This is a genomic window from Methylophilus sp. (assembly GCF_035460085.1).
GTDB lineage: Bacteria > Pseudomonadota > Gammaproteobacteria > Burkholderiales > Methylophilaceae > Methylophilus.
The window spans coordinates 1-2,350 of the sequence record NZ_DATHWZ010000087.1 but is presented as its reverse complement, the minus strand read 5'-3'; the positions used below and the strand labels follow the sequence as shown (position 1 = coordinate 2,350).

The window sequence follows — 2,350 nt, the reverse complement described above, 5'->3', positions numbered from 1 at the left end:
GGACTTTGCCATTCCATTGCCTGTGTCATTCGTGGCATTGCGTGGCCTGTTCCTGACATTGCATCGTATCCGTGGCTGCGCGAAGCCGCATGCAAGCACACCTTCCAACATTGGGGGCTTGTCACTGGCTATTCTGGAGATACTGGGATATACCTACCAGGATCAGGAGTTGCAGGCGTTTATCACTGTGTTTAACCGGTTGCAAAACTTGATCCAGGGCTTGCCGGAGCAGCATGTGAATGGCTTGACGGCGGAGTTCTCTCGCGCTGTATTGCCGGTGCGTCAGCTGTTTACTTAATGAACGTGGTTTGATGAAAGCCTGCCATTAGAAGTGGCAGGCTTTTTTTATGGTTGTTGGATATGAAGCTCAGTAGACTAAGCAAAGTATACGCTTAGTTTGTTTACAACAAAAAGCAGTTGCTTTGCGGTTTAATCGGTATTTCTTTGGATGATTTTAAGGTTGCTTTTCGACACTCGGCGAGTTACTTTTCTTTGCTTGCCCAAAGAAAATGTAACCAAAAGAAAGGGCACCCTAGCTTCCGCTTGTTCCCTGCGTTGCTCATCAACGTGGGCGTCCAACGAAACTCGCCCTAGCGGCTTGCAAAAGTCGCAAGCCACTGCGGAACTCGAACAGACGCTGGCCGACACCTCCCACGCTGATTGCGCTACTCGGCGCGTCAGATAGGGGCCCATAAAAACCCTGCGCGGCTACTTAAAGTGAGACTCGCCACATTCATTTCCGCTCAACCATCGGAATAAACAAAGCTAAAAAAGCCAGAACAACATAATTGGTTTGTTGGATTGAGTTTTAGAAGTTTAAAAGTTACTAAGCGCCATGAATACACAAACCTTTATCAAGGCTTCAACGTGTTGGTTCTAAATGGGCCCCTATCTGACGCGCCGAGTAGCGCAGGCAAAATAAGAAACAAGGGAGCGACTGTCTGAATCCCGCGGTGGCCTGCGTTTTGTGCAGGCCGCTAGGATGAGTTTCGTGACCGCTTATTTTGATGAGCAACACAGGAGATAAGCGGAAGCTAGGGTGCATTTCTTTTGGTTACTTATTCTTTGGGCAAGCAAAGAAAAGTAACTCGCTGAAAGAGCGAAAAGGAATGGTGAGTATCTGAAATATATTTATTAATACTTCCAGCAGGTGCAACAATTGTTCTTTATTGCAATTAAGCCGACCATTCACGCAATAGTCAGATGTTATGCAGGCTCAGAGTATGCAATGAAAAACTACTTCAAATATCCGAAAATCTAAAACATCGTTTCCATACACTTGCGGATATGCGGAATAGACGCCGCCGAGTTCGGTGCATGCTGGCTCAGTTTCACCAGCGTCTGCAGCGCCTTATCCGCTTTCTCTTGAAGACAATACACTTCCGTCAGGTTACTCAGTGGAATAGCGGGATTCTCTTGCGCGAAATGCACTGCTTTTTCCAGCAGCATTTCAGCATCTTCAAATTGCCCCTGGCCTACCAGCAACGTGCCCAGGTCATTGTATGGCTCCCAGCAGGTACTGCCTTTTTTAATCAGCTCCAGCATGATCTGGGTTGACAACTGCATATCGCCTTGTGCTGCCAGTTGCTCTGCATGCTGGTAAGTATGGCGATCTATCTCCACCTGGGCTGTCAGTGGTGGTGTCGGTAAAGGCTGGCCTTGCAAGGCAGCAACCATATTATCGACGATCAGCCTGGCGCTTTCACCCAGGTGGGCAAACTGCTGCTGTTTGTTGGCTGCAATCTCCGTCTGGTATTGTTGTGGATTGTCGAGCACATTCTGCACGGTGTCACGCAGGTTGGCGCGTGTGGTTTTGCTGACATAATCGTAAGGCACGCAAGCTGGCCTTGGCGGATTGGTGTCGGGTATCACCCAATCGATCACCGCCACGCCAGGTACGTCCAGCAACAGGGCTTCTGTCAGTACGCTGGATTCATCAGATACCATCACATCCGCCAGTCCCAGGCAATACATGATGCTGATCTCGCGATCAATCACATAGACATTGTCGGCGCAGCCACGATGCAGGGCATCCATTTCGTCAATATTGTTCAATACCCAGCGGTATTTTTCTGACCATGGCGCTTGTTTCAGCAGCAGGTTTACCGGCAGGTCTTTCAATGCCTGTACAAAGTCATCCTGCTTGCCATGGTTTTCCCACGAAGGCGCATAAAGCACCGAGCGCTCATATTTGAGGCCCAGTTGCTCACGTAAGGATTGCGCCTGTTGCTTGAATGCATCCTGGTTACGGTAGACCAGGTCGGCTTTGGGCCAACCCAGGTCAAATACGCCTAATTTAGGGCGTGCCTTGGCAAAGACCGCCTGGGTTTGCCAGCGGTCTACCCAGGCT

The 2,350-nt window shown here is 49.5% G+C and carries 2 protein-coding genes; one reads left to right on the top strand and one right to left on the bottom strand.

The annotated features are described in order from the left end of the window. A partial coding sequence (locus VK958_RS11885; protein WP_325241594.1) for a hypothetical protein occupies positions 1-298 on the top strand: 298 nt, incomplete at its 5' end. A gap of 959 nt (positions 299-1,257) precedes the next feature. Here the strand turns inward: VK958_RS11885 and VK958_RS11880 are convergent. After that, positions 1,258-2,350, bottom strand: a 1,093-nt coding sequence (locus tag VK958_RS11880; RefSeq protein ID WP_325241593.1) for a tetratricopeptide repeat protein, incomplete at its 5' end; no start/stop codon positions are given.